The organism is Variovorax sp. CF313 (genome assembly GCF_000282635.1).
GTDB lineage: Bacteria > Pseudomonadota > Gammaproteobacteria > Burkholderiales > Burkholderiaceae_C > Variovorax.
Genome location: NZ_AKIW01000005.1, coordinates 86,204 through 99,329, shown reverse-complemented (window position 1 = coordinate 99,329; position 13,126 = coordinate 86,204). Strand labels below are relative to the sequence as shown.

The window sequence follows — 13,126 nt, the reverse complement described above, 5'->3', positions numbered from 1 at the left end:
GGCCAACGGCAATGAGTGTGTTCGACTCCATCGCAGCCCCTGCGCTCGAGCACTTCGCTGACCTGCGCGTCGAGGTGGGCGTGCCGCAGGTGCTGGGTAGCAGCCAGCGCGGATTGCGCCGCGTGGTGCCGATCACCGGCGGCGAGGCCATCGGCCACGGCTGGCGGGCGCGCGTGCTGCCGGGCGGCAGCGACTTCCAGCTGATCGTGAGCGATACGCTCTCCGAGCTCGACGCGCGCTACGGCCTCGAGACCGATGCGGGTGACCTCGTCTACGCCCAGAACCACGCTGTGCGCTCGGCCTCGCCCGAGGTGATGGGCAGGCTGCTGCGCGGCGAACCGGTCGATCCGTCGCAGGTGTATTTCCGCTGCAGCCCGCGCTTCGAGACCGCGTCGCCTTCGCTGCGGTGGATCAACGAGCGCATGTTCACCGGGGCCGGCGTGCGCCACCCTGCCGAAGTGGTGATGCGCTTCTACACGCTGGTCTAACCGTCTACCGGGTTCAGCGGCGTCGCAAGAATGCGCTGATAGAAGGCCACGTCGAGCCAGCGGCCGAACTTGAAGCCGGCCTGCCGCACGGTGCCCGAATGCTCGAAACCCAGGCGCTCGTGCAGCGCGATGCTGCCGGCGTTGGCGGCGTCGATGGCGCCGACCATCACGTGCATGTCGCGCGCCATCGCCTCGGCAATGATCGCCTCCATCAGCGTGCGGCCCAGGCCTTCGCCGCGGTGCGCGCTGTCGACGTACACCGAGTGCTCCACCGTGTACTTGTAGGCGGGAAAGGCGCGGAAAGCGCCATAGCTCGCGAAGCCCAGCAGCTTGCCGCTGTCGTCCTCCGCGCCGATCACCGGGAAGCCGTGGGCGCGCTTGGCGGCGAACCACGCGACCATGTTCTCGGGCGTGCGCGGCTTGTAGTCGTACAGCGCGGTGGAGGTGGCGATGGCCTCGTTGAGGATCGCCAGTATCGCGGCGGCGTGGGTTTCCTCGCTGCAGGAGATGAGACGCATGGTTTTCCTCTTTGAAGTTTCGTTCAATATAAGAGAATAATAATCTCATATGAGAAACGATCCAACGACAACCAGCGCGTCCGGCCCGGACATCGACACGCTCATCGCCGCCCGGCTGCTGGCGCTGCGGCAGGTGCAGGCACTGAGCCTTGCGGACCTGGCCGAGCGCTCGGGGGTGAGCAAGGCCATGATCTCCAAGGTGGAGCGCGCCCAGAGCAGCCCCACGGCCGTTCTGCTGGGACGGCTGGCCGCCGGGCTCGGCGTACCGCTGGCGCAGCTTCTCACCGAGGAGAGGGAGCAGCCGCAGCGGCTGCGCACTCGCGCCGAACAGGAGATCTGGCGCGACCCGAAGGCAGGCTACCTGCGCCGGCAGGTCGCCGAGCGCCGGGGGGGCGGCGTCGAACTGGTCGAGGTCGAACTGCCGCGCTCGGCACAGGTCGACTACCCGCGCTGGAGCGGCAAGCCGTACCGGCAATGCCTGTGGATGCTCGAGGGCGCCCTCCGGGTCGACTACGGCGACGAGCGCTTCGAGCTCTCGCCCGGCGACTGCCTCGACTTCGGCGTCGACCGGCCGCTGGCCTTCAAGGCGCTGGGCCGCACCGGCTGCCGCTACCTGTTGGCGGCCAGTCCGCAGTAGCGCGGGCCTCGGGCAGCGTCCGCAGGGTAGGCAAGCTCCCACATGCACAGTCGGCGCGCACCGGTGCGACGGTTGGCACGGCCCGGGATACTGCAAGCCATCGTGGCTTCCAGAGGAACGACTATGTCTTTCGTGCTCTACCTGATCGGTTTCCTGATTTTCCTGGCCGGCCTCGCCTGGGGCGCCTCCGTGGCCGGCGTACCCTCGCTCTACATCGGCATCGGCGTGGTGATCCTGCTGGGCATCGGCATCTTCAGCGCGGTGAGCCGCACACGCAGCAAGGATCCTTCCTGAGTTCACGAAGGCTTCACGCCGCACGCACAGAGGGTCGCTAACTTCGCATGCGCATCGCGGAACGCGGTGCGCATTGCTTCAAGTCGGCGGCCTCCATGCACACCTCTTCTCCCAGTTCTTCTTCCAGTTTCTTTTCTCCCCTCTTTTCGCCTGCCTCTTCGGCAGCGCCTTCGCCCCTTCCCCCGGCCGACCATGTGGGCGGCCTCAAGGTCGACCTGCTCGTGGTGGGCGCGAGCTTTGCCGGCCTCGCCTGCGCGCGGGCGGCCGCCCTCGCGGGCCTCAGCGTGATGGTGGTGGAGAAGAAGGCCAGCGCCGGGGCCAAGCTTCACACCACGGGCATCATCGTCAAGGACGCGGTCGACAGCGTGCCCTGGCTGTCAGAGGTGCCGCCCGCGCTCGTGCGCCGGATCGAAGGGGTGCGCCTGTATGCCCCCAACATGCGCCACGTCGACCTGCACGCACCAGGCTACTGGTTCTGGGCCACCGACGCGCCAGCGCTGCTCGACTGGATGGTGGGTTCGGCGCGCGACTGCGGCGTCGACGTGCGGCTGGGCACGCTGTTCGAGCAGGCACTGTGGGTCAACGGACACTGGGAAGTGCCGGTGATGCAGGGACCCTGCATCACGGCCACCTACCTCGTGGGCGCCGACGGGCCCCATTCGCGCGTTGCCAAGACGCTAGGACTGTCACGCAACACGCGCTTCCTCTACGGCATCGAGCATGAATACCAGGGCGCGCTGATGGCTCCGGGCCTGCTGCATTGCTTCATCGACCGCAGGCTCGCGCCCGGCTACATCGGCTGGGCGCTCCAGGGCGTGGGCGTCAGCCAGATCGGACTGGCGCGCCGCGTGGCGCACCACCATGCCGGGGCGCTGAAGCTCGACCCCCTGCTGCGCAAGATCGCGCCGGTGGTCGCGCCCGGCAATGCGCCGCCGGTCGCGGTGCGCGCGGGCATGATCCCGTGCGGCGGCGTGCTGCCGGTGGTGGCGCGGGAACGGGCGCTGCTGGTGGGCGATGCGGCCGGCATGGTGTCGCCGGTGACGGCAGGCGGCATCCACACGGCGCTGCTGCACGGCCAGCGCGCGGGCGAGGCTGTTGCGCGCTTCGTGCGCCGCGAGGCCGGCGATCCCGCCACGTGGTTCGTGCGCAGCTATCCCGGCTTTCGCCTCAAGCGCACGCTGCGCTGGGCCTTCGACCACTTCCAGAGCGACTGGATGTTCAACCACCTGCTGGGGACGCCGCAGATGCGGCGGGTGGCCGAACTCATCTACTTCCACCGCAAGGGTGGATCGTCGCCAGGAAACTAGCCCGAAAGACGCTCAGGCGCCGCGTTGCCGCATCGCCTCGTAGAGGCACACGCCGCTCGCCACCGAGACGTTCAGGCTCTCGACCGCGCCGGCCATCGGGATGCTCACCAGTTCGTCGCAGGTCTTGCGCGTGAGCTGCCGCATGCCTTCGCCCTCGGCGCCCAGCACCAGTGCCAGGGGGCGCTTGAAGTCGCTCTGATAGATCGTGCCCGGCGCGTCGTCGCTGGTGCCCACGCACCAGATGTTGCGTTCCTTGAGTTCGTTCAGCGTGCGCGCAAGGTTGGTGACCATGAAGTACGGCACCGTCTCGGCCGCGCCGCTCGCCACCTTGGCCACGGTGGCATTGATGCCGGCCGCGTGGTCCTTGGGGGCGATGACCGCGTGCGCGCCGGCGCCGTCGGCCACGCGCAGGCAAGCACCGAGGTTGTGCGGGTCGGTCACGCCGTCGAGCACCAGCAGCAGGGGCACGGTGCCGGCCTCTTCGAGGCCTTCGAGCAGTTCGTCGAGCGAGCGGACCTGTGCCACAGGTTCGACCCGCGCCACCACGCCCTGGTGGCCGTGGCTGCCGCTGAGCTTGGACAGCCGCAGGCCATCGGCCTCGACCAGCCGCACGCCGGCTTCCTGCGCACGCGCGATGAACTGTTTCATGCGCGCATCGCGCCGGCTGGCGTCGAACATCACTTCGAGCACCGATTTCGGCGCGGTCTTGATGCGCACGCCCACGGCATGGAAGCCGAAGATCACTTTGGGAGAAGACATCCCCCGATTATCGAGTGCCGCGCGCCCCTGCCCCAAAGGCCCGTCAAGCGAGCGGCAAACCGCTGAGCGCGCGAGTGCGCTCGTCGTGCAGTTCCTGCACCGCCAGCGCACTCGGATGCACCTTCCCGCCATTGCCCACGCTCTCCAGGTACTGGCAGGCGGCATGGCCTTCGGCGGCCTTTTCGTAGCGCGCGATCCAGGCGTCGCGCGCGGGCAGCTTGTCGGGCGACACCGGCCACACGCCCGGCCGGGGCCGCATGTGGTCGCCGATGCCGATCCGCCAAGGCTTGGCGCTCACCCGGGCGCGAAAGCAGTTCTGGTTGCGGCACATGCGCGCGTAGATCTTGTCGACGCCCAGCGCCTGGAAGCAGTCGGCCACCGCGGTGTCGGACGGGCTGAAGACATCGTGCATCGCCAGCACCCGGAAGCCCGCGGGCGTGCGGTAGATGCGCAGGTTCCAGTCGGGGTGCTGCTGCATGAAGCGCGCGATGCGCTCGGCCGCCTGCTTCTCCGGCACGGGGTTGCCGCTGGGCTCGCCGCGCTTCTTGCGCTGCCCGATGACCCAGGCCACGGCGAAGACCACGATGGCCGCGATCAGTCCACCCAGCCAGGTCTTGGCGGCCCAGCCGCCGACCACGCCTGCGATCAGCGCCGGCACCAGCGCAAAGCCGAACACGCTGCCGCGCAGGGGCTCCTCGAAATCCATGTCGACGAACAGCACATCGGGCGTATTGAGGCAGCGCGCGCCGTAGGTGTTGCGCGTGATGACGGTGTCGCCATGGCGCTCGACGATTTCCTCGCGGATCGGCACGCCATCGGCGCCGTTGTAGGGCACTTTGCGCTCGCGGCGGTCGAGCTTCTCGCCCTGGTGGACGATGCGGTCGAAGGCGTCGCGCGTGCGCTGGTCGGCATGCGCCTGCGCGGCGATCGGGCTCTCGTCGGACCAGCCATAGCGGCGCACGGTGAACTGCTTGCCCGCGACACGCTCCTGGATACGGCCTTCCGCCCAGAACTGGGGAACGATCATCGGCTCAAGCCCCTCTGCCGAAATACAGCCAGATCATGAGCGCGGCCATCGCGATGATCAACGCCGGCAGCCATCTGTAGCCACCGCCGTGCTCGCGGCCCGGTTCGTTCATCGAGCACCGGGGCATGTGCCGGGTCAGCGGGCCGAAGCCGATGCCCGACGGATCCTCGTGGTTGTCGACCAGCCGCTTCGCCGCGGCCAGGCTCAGGCCGGTGGCTTCGCGGGTAAGGCGGATGGCCTCGATCTTGTTGCCCCTCGCCAGGGCCGCGAGCGCGGTGGAGGGCATAGCCGCAAAGCCGCGGTCCTGCCTTGCGGCAGTGGGCGCGCAGCGTCCGCAGGCGGCATCGCCATCCCCTGCTTCCTGCCGGTCGGCATAGCGATCGACGGCTTCCTTGGCCGCCTTGAGGTCCATGCCCGTGCGATTGCGCACGATCTTGATGGCCTCGATCATCCTGCCGCGCTGCAGCGCCAGGACGGCGTCCTGCGGAAGTTCCTCCATGGCTATCTCCTCGAGTTGACTCGCTATTCATTTGATAGCTTAGTGCGCTTGTCATGCGGGCGCCAGAGCCACTTTTTCATTAAGCGAGACGTGCCCGGCCTCGATCGTGATGCGGCGTTCGCACTGCGCCGCGATGCCGCGGTCGTGGGTGACGAGCACGAGCGTGGTGCCCAATTCGCGGTTGAGGTCGAACATCAGCCGCATCACCTGCTCGCCCGTTGCGAAGTCGAGGCTGCCGGTGGGCTCGTCGGCCAACAGCAGCGCGGGCTGGACCACGAAGGCACGTGCCAGCGCCACGCGCTGCTGTTCGCCGCCCGAGAGCACCTTGGGATAGTGGCCGAGCCGCTGCCCAAGCCCGACGCGGCCGAGCATTTCGGTGGCTGCCTTGCGGGCGTCCTTGCGGTTGGCCAACTCCAGCGGGAGCATCACATTTTCAAGCGCGCTGAGGTTGCCGAGCAGTTGGAAGCTCTGGAACACGAAGCCCACGCGCTGCGCCCGGACCGCTGCGCGCTCGTCCTCGTCGATGGCGAAGATGTCCTCGCCGGCGATGCGCACCGTGCCGCGCGTGGGCGTGTCCAGCCCCGCGATGATCGACAGCAAGGTGCTCTTGCCGGAGCCCGAGGCGCCGACGATGGCAGCGGTTTCCCGCGCGCCGAGGGTGAAATCGATGTCCTGCAGAATGTCCAGCGTGCCGGTCGAGTCCGTGACGGACTTGAAGACATGCTCGACGGCGACAATGGCATCAGACGGGGGTTGGGACATGGAAAGGCTTTGGTTTTGAATCGACGTGACTTTATCTTGACCACCGCCGCGCTCGGCAGCGCGGGGACATGGACGGCCGCGGCGCAGGCCCAGGCTGTGGCAACCGGCAAGCCGGTGATCCTGGTGCTCGGCGATTCGCTGAGCGCAGAGTACGGCCTCAAGCGCGGCGAAGGCTGGGTACCCTTGCTGGAAAAAAGGCTTGCGCAGCAGAAGATCCCGGCCACGGTGGTCAACGCCAGCATCAGCGGCGACACCAGTTCCGGTGGGCGAGCCCGCTTTGCGTCGCTGCTCGCGCAGCACAAGCCCAGCCACGTGGTGATCGAGCTCGGCGCCAACGACGCCTTGCGCGGCCTGCCGCTGTCGGACACGGAAAGCAACCTGCTGCAAATCGCCAGGGCCGCGCAGGCTGCGGGCGCGAAGGTGCTGATCGTCGGCATCCAGGTGCCGCCGAACTATGGCGGCGACTACACGCGGCGCTTCGAGGCGGTGTTTTCCAAGGTGGCTGGCGCCACCAGGTCCGCGCTCGTTCCCTTCCTGCTCAACGGCGTGGCCGATGCGCCCGATGCGCTCTCGCTGTTCCAGTCCGACCGCATCCATCCGACGGCCGCGGCACAGCCGCAACTGCTCGACAACGTCTGGCCCGAATTGCGCAAGCTGCTGCCCAGGTAATGGAAAAAGCCGCCGCAGGCACAGGCCTGCGGCGGCTTCTTCTCGATCGGTACGCCAGGAGCGGATCAACCGTTCTTGGTGGGCAACTCGGGCACGGTGGGTGGATCGCGTTCGAGCGAGGCCATGTCGGTTTCCGGGTCTCCGGGGGCCAAGCCGTCGCTGCTCGGGCTGAGTTTGCGGTTCGCCTTTTCCCGGAGCTTCTCTTCCTTCTTTTTCTTCTTGGCCAGCTCTTTCTGGCGCTTCTCGTAGCCGTAATTGGGTGTTGCCACTGCTTCTCCTTGGGCGAGGCAGTCAGGGTGACTGCACGTGGCCTACTGTAAGCGATAACGGTGCGGTCTCGAGACGGTACCCCATGACGCTCGCAGGGAGCGCGAAGCGATTTTTTACATCCGCGCCAATGCCTGCTGAAGGTCGGCGCGCAGGTCCTCCACGTCTTCGAGGCCGATGGAAAAACGAACGAGCGTGCCCTTGTAGGGCCAGCGCGCCACGCCGGCGTCGCGCATCAGGCCGATGTCATAAGGCACCACGAGGCTGATCGGGCCGCCCCACGAGTAGCCGAGCCGGAACAGCCGCAGGCTGTCGCAGAAACGATCGACCTGCTCGGTGCTGTAGCGCTCGTCGAATACCACCGAGAACAGGCCCGCCGCGAGGTCGGTGGCGCCGCACAGCGCACGCCAGTGGGTGTGGCCCGGCGAGTCTTCGAGCGCGGGGTGCAGCACCTGCGCAATCTCTTCGCAGCCGTTGAGCCAGCCGGCCAGTTCGCGCGCCGAGCGGTCGTGCGCGGCATAGCGCAGCGCGATGCTGGGCAGCGAACGCAGCAGCGTTTCCACGTCGCCCACGCCGATGCCCCAACCCATGCGCATGTGCGTGAGCTTGAGCGCGCGGTGCAGCCGCTCGTCGCGCGTGATCACGCTGCCCATGAGCACGTCGCCGCCGCCGCTCGGGTACTTGGTGAGCGCGTGCACCGAGATGTCGACGCCCTGCCCGCTGCCGTTGAAATCGAAGGGCGCGAAGGCCAGGCCCGCGCCCCAGGTGTTGTCGAGCGCCGTCATCACGCCGCGCGCGCGGCAGACGTTCACGAGCGCGGGCAGATCGGGAAACTCCATCGTCACCGAGCCCGCTGCTTCCACCCAGACCAGCCGCGTGCGGTCCGACAGCTTGGCCGCGAGGTCGGCCGGGTTCATCGCGTCGTACAGGCGATGGGTGATGCCGAAGTTCGCCAGTTCGCCGGTGGCAAGCGCCTTGTTGGGTCCGTAGGCGTTGTCCGGGATCAGCACCTCGTCGCCGGTCTTGAGGAAAGCGAACGAGACCAGCGAGATGGCCGCCAGCCCGCTGGGCACGAGCAGGCACTCGGTGCCGCCTTCGAGCGTGGCCAGGCGCTCTTCCAGCGTGAAGGTGGTGGGCGTGCCGTGCAGGCCGTAGGTGTAGCCGGCCTTGGTGCGCCAGTCGCGCGCGCGCATGGCGGCCACGTCGGCGAAGAACACCGTCGATGCCTTGAAAACGCCGGGCTGCGGCGCAGCGAAGGTGGCGGGCGGAACGTAGGGGTGGTGGATCAGGGTCGTGGAAGGCTTGCTCATGGGTGGATGCTATCGCGGCCGGCCCGGTGCCTCCGGCACGCGTTCCATCGCACAATGCGCGGATGGGCCAGAGCCCGCTTCATGGAAGAAGCTCGCGATCGTGCAACTGACGCGCCTTGCCCCTTCTCACCTGCGGCCCTTCGTGCGGCTGATGTGGGCCTCGTCGCCCGGGGGCAAGCCTGCCGAGCGCCCGGGTGTGCGCGAGCATGTGCTGCCCACCGGCGGCATGCACCTGGTCTTCCGGCTCTCGGGGCCGCCATTGCGCCTGTTTCGCGACGATGCCGATGCGCAGGGCTTCACGGTGGGCTACGGCCATGGTAGGCGGCACCCGCTCGGCCTTCTTCGTGCGCGATGTGTCCGTTGCGACGCGTTCGGTCGGCGTCATGCTGCAGCCGGGCGCGGCCAGGGCGCTGCTCGGGGCGCCGGAAGATGCGCTGGCCGGGCGCCACACCCCGCTCGAAGCGCTCTGGGGTGCCGATGCGGGCTTCGCGCTCGAACAGCTGCACGGCACCGACTCGCAGGCGCGGCAGCTCGCCATCGTCGCAGCCCTGCTGAGCGCGCGCCTTGCCTCGTCCTCCCTGCGCGGCCTGCACCCCCGCGGTGGCGCAGGCACTGGCCCGGATGTCCAGCGCGAGTGCCAACGACAACGACGGGCAAGCCGGTGCCATCGGCGAACTGGTGAAGCAAAGCGGCTACAGCCACAGGCGCTTCATCGCGCTCTTTCGCGGCATGACCGGCCTGGCACCCAAGCAGTACGCGCGCATGCTGCGCTTCGACCGCGTGATCGGCCAGTTCGCCACCGCCCCGGCCCAACGCTGGGTCGAGCTGGCGCTGCAGGCCGGCTACAGCGACCAGGCGCACTTCAATCGCGACTTCCTGGCCATTGCCGGCATGTCGCCGCAGGCGTACCGGCGGGCGGCGCCGGCGTCCTCGCGGCACGTGCGGATCTGAGCGGCCTGCTACGCCCCCGCAGGTCAAAATTGTTCAAGACCCGATTTGCGGCGAGCGCCAGAATCGCGCCCATCTCAACCCGAAGGGACAACAAACCATGGCGATCCACGAGCTGTTTCCGTACCTCTGCGTCCATGATGCCGGCGCAGCCATCGAGTTCTACTGCAAGGTCTTCGAGGTGAAGGAAATCTTTCGCCTGACCGAACCCAGCGGACGCATCGGCCACGCGGAGCTGGACTTCCACAACGGCGCGATCCTGATGATCTCGGACGAATTCGCCGAGTTCAACATCCACAGTGCGAAGACGCTGGGCGGCACGGCCGTCACGCTGCACCTGCATGTGGACGATGCCGACACGTTGGTGGCGCGCGCAGTCGCTGCAGGCGCCACGCTCGACATGGCACCGCAGGATCAGTTCTACGGGGAACGCTCCGGCGTTTTTCGCGACCCCTTCGGCCATCGCTGGAACGTGGGGCACAGCATCGAGAAGCTGACGCCGGAAGAAATGCAGCGGCGCTACACCGATATGCTCGGCGGCGCCGGCTGAGAGATCAGACCGACCACTTCTCGATCAGCTTCTCGGCGCCGAGCGAGTCGTAGCCTTCGAAGGGCTGGTGGATCCAGGGGTTCGTCGCCAGGTATTCGACCGAGTAGTCAGGCGTGAAGGTCGACAGCGCCTTCGTCCAGATCACCGCGCTGCGCAGTTCGGTGATCGGCTTGTAGTTGTTGCGCAGCATGTCCATCACGGCGTGCAGCGTGTGGCCCGAGTCGGCCAGGTCGTCGACCAGCAGCACCCTGCCAGCGATCTCGCCCTTGGGTGTCGTGATGAAGCGCGCGATGTCGAGATGGCCCTGCACCGTGCCCGCGTCAGCGCGGTACGAGCTGGTCGACATGATGGCAAGCGGCTTGCTGAAGATGCGCGAGAGCACATCGCCAGGGCGCATGCCGCCGCGCGCCAGGCACAGGATGGTGTCGAACTGCCATTCCGACTGGTACACCTTGATCGCGAGCTTCTCGATCAGGTTGTGGTACTCGTCGTAGCTGACGTAGAGATGCTTGCCGTCTTCGGTCAACATGGGTCTTTTTTCCTCTTCAGTCGGCCAAGTAGGGGTGGCGCATCATGATCGTGTGGTCGCGATCCGGGCTGGTCGACACCATGTGGATCGGCACACCGGTGATCTGCTCGATGCGCTGCAGGTAAAGGCGCGCATTGACCGGCAGCTTGTCGTACTGCGTGACTCCCACGGTGCTCTCGGTCCAGCCTTCGAGGGTTTCGTAGATCGGCGTGCAGCGCTCGATCTCGTCCGCGCCCATCGGCAGGATGTCGGTGGTCTCGCCGTCGAGTTCGTAGCCGGTGCACAGCTCGAGCTTCTCGAGGCCGTCGAGCACGTCGAGCTTGGTGATGCACAGGCCCGACAGGCCGTTGACCTGCGCCGAGCGCTTGAGCAGCGCGGCGTCGAACCAGCCGCAACGGCGGCTGCGGCCGGTGGTCACGCCCTTTTCGGCGCCCACGGTGCTCATGTGATAACCGGGGGTGCCGGGCGTGGCCCAGTCGAGTTCGGTGGGGAACGGACCGCCGCCCACGCGCGTGCAGTAGGCCTTGGTGATGCCGAGGATGTAGTGCAGCATGCCCGGGCCCACGCCCGAACCGGCGGCGGCATTGCCGGCCACGCAGTTGCTGGAGGTGACGTACGGATAGGTGCCGTGATCGACGTCGAGCAGCGTGCCCTGGGCGCCTTCGAACAGCAGGTTGGCGCCGTTCCTGTTCGCGTCGTTCAGTTCGCGCGAGACGTCGGCCATCATGGGCTTGAGCAGCTCGGCGTGCCTCATCGCTTCGTTGAAGACTTCGTCGAAATCGATGGCCGGCGCGCTCAGCACCTGCGTCAGCACGTGGTTGTGCAGGTCGAGCAGCACGCGCAGCTTGGTGGCGAAGCGCTCGGGGTGCTTCAGGTCCTGCACGCGCAGTGCGCGGCGTGCGATCTTGTCTTCGTAGGCCGGGCCGATGCCGCGGCCGGTGGTGCCGATCTTCTCGATGCCGCCCTTTTCGCGGTAGGCCTCGCGCGCGATGTCCAGTGCGGCATGGAACGGCAGGATCAGCGGGCAGGCCTCGCTGATGCGCAGGCGCGAACGCACCTCGACGCCAGCCTTCTCCAGCCCTTCGATTTCCTCGAACAGCTTGGCCGCCGACAGCACCACGCCGTTGCCGATGTAGCACTTGACGCCGGGCCGCATGATGCCGCTCGGGATCAGGTGCAACGCGGTTTTCACACCGTTGATGACCAGCGTGTGGCCCGCGTTGTGGCCGCCCTGGAAACGGACCACGCCCTGGGCGCTTTCCGTCAGCCAGTCGACCAGCTTGCCTTTGCCTTCGTCGCCCCATTGGGTACCGACGACGACCACGTTTCTTCCGGTGGTTACGCTCATGCTCGTTCCATTACTTCAAAAATTCAGATCGCTCGGACACTCCACTGGCCTGCTTGCTCGACGAGCTCGCGGTCGCAGTGGAATTCATCGATTTCGCTGCCATGGCCCGGCAGCACGCAGACTACCGTTTCACCGGACTTGCGCAATTGGGCAATCGCCTGACGCAGGCCGGCCGCATCGCTCCAGGGCGCGCGGATGGCGGCGCGCAGCGGGCGGGCCGGCAGCACGCCGACCAGCTCGCGCACGTCGAGGCTGAAGCCGACGGCCGGACGGTTGCGGCCGAACACGGCCCCCACTTCGTCGTAGCGGCCGCCGCGCACCAACGAATCGGCCGCGCCGGGCACGTAGATGCCGAAGCGCATGCCGCTGTAGTACGCATAACCGCGCAGGTCGGCCAGGTCGAAGCTGATCTGGCGGCCGGCCACGCCCTGGAGGCCGGCAGCGAGCTGCTTCAGGTCGGCCAGCGCGGCGCCGACGGCAGGCGTGCCCTTCAAGGCCTTGGTGGCCTCGTCGAGCACCGACGCGTCGCCGTACAGCTGGACCAGGGCGCGCAGCCCTTCGCGCGAGGCGGCAGGGAAGTCCTTGGTGAGTGAAGCGAGCTCGCTCTCGTCCTTGGCGGCCAGCGCAGCGTGCACCCGGGCCAGCGTGGCGGCATCGACCGGTACGCCGGCGAACAGCGCGCGCACGATGCGGGCATCGGCCAGGTCGACGATCACGCCTTCGCGCAGGCCGGCGGCGTCGAGGCAGTCGAGCGCCAGCAGCAGGGTTTCGGTGTCGGCCTCGAGCCCGGCATGGCCGTAGATCTCGGCGCCGAACTGCAGCGGCTCACGGGTGGCGTGCGGGCGGTCGGGCCGGGTATGGAGCACCGGGCCGCAGTAGCACAGGCGGGCCACGCCGTCGCGGTTCAGCAGATGGGCATCGATGCGCGCCACCTGAGGGGTGGTGTCGGCGCGAAGGCCCATGCTGCGGCCGGAGAGCTGGTCCACGAGCTTGAAGGTTTGGAGGTCGAGCGCCTCGCCGGTGCCCGAGAGCAGCGATTCGAGGTGTTCGAGCAGCGGCGGCATCACCAGCTCGTAGCCATAGCCACGGGCGGTATCGAGCAGCTGGCGTCGAAGTTCTTCGATGTGGCGCGCCTCTGAGGGCAGCACATCGGCAATGTGATCCGGGAGGACCCAGGCGGACATGGGGATCGAGGGCGTGGTTAAACCGGAATT

18 protein-coding genes are annotated in these 13,126 nt (G+C 67.7%); 7 read left to right on the top strand and 11 right to left on the bottom strand.

Annotated features, from left to right (window positions below; translation table 11 throughout):
• The first annotated feature begins 11 nt into the window (after positions 1–11).
• The gene (locus PMI12_RS01535; RefSeq protein WP_007828322.1) at positions 12–488 is read left to right on the top strand and encodes a DUF3237 domain-containing protein; all 477 of its coding nucleotides are present in this window, start codon (positions 12–14) and stop codon (positions 486–488) included.
• Here the strand turns inward: PMI12_RS01535 and PMI12_RS01530 are convergent.
• Positions 485–1,006: a GNAT family N-acetyltransferase gene (locus tag PMI12_RS01530; protein ID WP_007828321.1), complete on the bottom strand. Its 522-nt coding sequence runs from the start codon at positions 1,004–1,006 to the stop codon at positions 485–487. The two genes, PMI12_RS01535 and PMI12_RS01530, sit on opposite strands and share 4 nt — an antisense overlap.
• Before the next feature lie 49 nt (positions 1,007–1,055).
• Between PMI12_RS01530 and PMI12_RS01525 the strand changes: the two genes are divergently transcribed.
• From PMI12_RS01525 to PMI12_RS01515, 3 genes are all read left to right on the top strand, one after another.
• Positions 1,056–1,643 (top strand): helix-turn-helix domain-containing protein, encoded by a 588-nt coding sequence (locus PMI12_RS01525; protein ID WP_007828320.1) that lies wholly within the window; start codon positions 1,056–1,058, stop codon positions 1,641–1,643.
• Positions 1,644–1,766: 123 nt separating this feature from the next.
• Entirely contained in the window at positions 1,767–1,937 is a 171-nt protein-coding gene (locus PMI12_RS29150; RefSeq protein WP_007828319.1) for a hypothetical protein, read from the top strand.
• A gap of 95 nt (positions 1,938–2,032) precedes the next feature.
• On the top strand, positions 2,033–3,244 hold the full coding sequence (locus PMI12_RS01515; protein ID WP_042672634.1) for an NAD(P)/FAD-dependent oxidoreductase: 1,212 nt from the start codon (positions 2,033–2,035) through the stop codon (positions 3,242–3,244).
• Between the two features lie 12 nt (positions 3,245–3,256).
• Here PMI12_RS01515 and rlmB read toward each other — a convergent pair whose 3' ends face one another.
• Genes rlmB through PMI12_RS01495 form a run of 4 tightly spaced genes read right to left on the bottom strand, consistent with a single transcriptional unit; the run spans position 3,257 to position 6,291 of the window.
• Positions 3,257–4,003, bottom strand: coding sequence for a 23S rRNA (guanosine(2251)-2'-O)-methyltransferase RlmB (gene rlmB, locus PMI12_RS01510; RefSeq protein ID WP_007828317.1), 747 nt, complete (start codon positions 4,001–4,003; stop codon positions 3,257–3,259).
• 43 nt (positions 4,004–4,046) lie between these two features.
• Positions 4,047–5,030 carry a phage holin family protein gene (locus tag PMI12_RS01505; RefSeq protein WP_007828316.1) on the bottom strand — a complete coding sequence of 328 codons (984 nt, stop codon included), beginning with the start codon at positions 5,028–5,030 and terminating at the stop codon, positions 4,047–4,049.
• A 4-nt stretch (positions 5,031–5,034) separates the two neighbouring features.
• Entirely contained in the window at positions 5,035–5,529 is a 495-nt protein-coding gene (locus PMI12_RS01500) for a hypothetical protein (RefSeq protein ID WP_007828314.1), read from the bottom strand.
• Positions 5,530–5,580: 51 nt separating this feature from the next.
• Positions 5,581–6,291, bottom strand: a complete 711-nt coding sequence (locus tag PMI12_RS01495; RefSeq protein ID WP_007828312.1) for an ABC transporter ATP-binding protein — start codon at positions 6,289–6,291, stop codon at positions 5,581–5,583.
• 36 nt (positions 6,292–6,327) lie between these two features.
• Between PMI12_RS01495 and PMI12_RS01490 the strand changes: the two genes are divergently transcribed.
• On the top strand, positions 6,328–6,960 hold the full coding sequence (locus PMI12_RS01490) for an arylesterase (protein WP_007828309.1): 633 nt from the start codon (positions 6,328–6,330) through the stop codon (positions 6,958–6,960).
• Positions 6,961–7,025: 65 nt separating this feature from the next.
• Here the strand turns inward: PMI12_RS01490 and PMI12_RS01485 are convergent, their stop codons facing one another.
• The 3 genes from PMI12_RS01485 to PMI12_RS29300 form a co-directional block, all read right to left on the bottom strand.
• Complete coding sequence (locus tag PMI12_RS01485; RefSeq protein WP_007828308.1) at positions 7,026–7,229, bottom strand: hypothetical protein; 204 nt, start codon at positions 7,227–7,229, stop codon at positions 7,026–7,028.
• Between the two features lie 114 nt (positions 7,230–7,343).
• Entirely contained in the window at positions 7,344–8,537 is a 1,194-nt protein-coding gene (locus PMI12_RS01480; RefSeq protein ID WP_007828307.1) for a PLP-dependent transferase, read from the bottom strand.
• A 79-nt stretch (positions 8,538–8,616) separates the two neighbouring features.
• The gene (locus tag PMI12_RS29300; RefSeq protein WP_237726031.1) at positions 8,617–8,922 is read right to left on the bottom strand and encodes a hypothetical protein; all 306 of its coding nucleotides are present in this window, start codon (positions 8,920–8,922) and stop codon (positions 8,617–8,619) included.
• Positions 8,923–9,101: 179 nt separating this feature from the next.
• Here PMI12_RS29300 and PMI12_RS29295 point away from each other — a divergent pair, with 179 nt between their 5' ends.
• Positions 9,102–9,488, top strand: coding sequence for a helix-turn-helix domain-containing protein (locus tag PMI12_RS29295; RefSeq protein ID WP_007828306.1), 387 nt, complete (start codon positions 9,102–9,104; stop codon positions 9,486–9,488).
• Between the two features lie 97 nt (positions 9,489–9,585).
• Positions 9,586–10,035 (top strand): VOC family protein, encoded by a 450-nt coding sequence (locus tag PMI12_RS01470; RefSeq protein ID WP_007828305.1) that lies wholly within the window; start codon positions 9,586–9,588, stop codon positions 10,033–10,035.
• A 4-nt stretch (positions 10,036–10,039) separates the two neighbouring features.
• On the opposite strand, the gene PMI12_RS01465 is transcribed toward PMI12_RS01470, so the two are convergent.
• From PMI12_RS01465 to PMI12_RS01455, 3 genes are read right to left on the bottom strand one after another with little or no spacing between them, the layout of a single operon-like run.
• The gene (locus PMI12_RS01465) at positions 10,040–10,564 is read right to left on the bottom strand and encodes a phosphoribosyltransferase (protein WP_007828299.1); all 525 of its coding nucleotides are present in this window, start codon (positions 10,562–10,564) and stop codon (positions 10,040–10,042) included.
• A 16-nt stretch (positions 10,565–10,580) separates the two neighbouring features.
• Positions 10,581–11,912 (bottom strand): adenylosuccinate synthase, encoded by a 1,332-nt coding sequence (locus PMI12_RS01460; RefSeq protein WP_007828298.1) that lies wholly within the window; start codon positions 11,910–11,912, stop codon positions 10,581–10,583.
• 23 nt (positions 11,913–11,935) lie between these two features.
• Positions 11,936–13,096: an ATP phosphoribosyltransferase regulatory subunit gene (locus tag PMI12_RS01455; RefSeq protein WP_007828297.1), complete on the bottom strand. Its 1,161-nt coding sequence runs from the start codon at positions 13,094–13,096 to the stop codon at positions 11,936–11,938.
• Positions 13,097–13,126 lie beyond the last annotated feature (30 nt).